The sequence below is a fragment of the Paenibacillus sp. 01L418 genome, from assembly GCF_056400045.1.
Genome location: NZ_JBFTSN010000838.1, coordinates 1 through 744, shown reverse-complemented (window position 1 = coordinate 744; position 744 = coordinate 1). Strand labels below are relative to the sequence as shown.

General features: G+C 39.0%; 2 protein-coding genes. Both read left to right on the top strand.

Annotated elements, in window-relative coordinates; genetic code table 11:
- The coding region (locus tag AC1DSE_RS36045; RefSeq protein WP_477529215.1) for an ATP-binding cassette domain-containing protein at positions 1 to 311 on the top strand (311 nt) is incomplete at its 5' end.
- Between the two features lie 58 nt (positions 312 to 369).
- Positions 370 to 744: staphylopine family metallophore export MFS transporter CntE (cntE, locus tag AC1DSE_RS36040; protein WP_477529214.1), on the top strand; the 375-nt coding region annotated here is incomplete at its 3' end.

Here is a 744-nt window from a genome sequence, read left to right as displayed (position 1 = left end):
GAGAGGTACAGAGGGTATGTATTGCAAGAGCCATCTCCACAGAGCCAAAATGCATTGTGTTAGATGAAGCAATCAGCTCATTAGACGTATCTGTTCAAACCCAAGTGCTTGATTTATTAAAAGATTTAAAAAAAATGTACAACATGAGTTATGTATTTATCACACATGATATACAGGCTGCGGCCTATATTTGCGATAGAGTCATTATTTTTAGAGATGGTCAAGTTGAAGAAATAGTGAGAATCGAACAATTAAAAGACGTCAAGTCGGAATATGCGAAAAAATTGTTGCAGATGCTTATCACTTTTTAGCTGAATGAGTTTTGGAGAATAGGATATTTGCATGCAGAAGTTAGGAGGAAGGGAAGTTGTGAGTGGAGCATTATCTTGGCCTTTTATACGATTGTATATGCTGGCTCTTCTTTATTTCAGCGGCAATTCCATATTAAATGTCATTATACCTTTGCGTGGAGAGTCACTCGGAGCCAGCAATACAACGATCGGTTTAATCATGGGGGCGTATTTGTTCACTACCATGTTCTTTCGACCGTGGGCAGGCCGAATTATTCAAATGCACGGACCGATAAAAGTGCTGCGCATTATTCTTATCGTCAATGGTTTTGCATTAATCCTCTATACGATTACGGGTTTAGAGGGTTATTTAATTGCTCGTATTTTACAAGGAGTTTCAACCGCTTTTTTCTCAATGGCTTTGCAGATCGGCATCATTGATTCACTGCCAGAG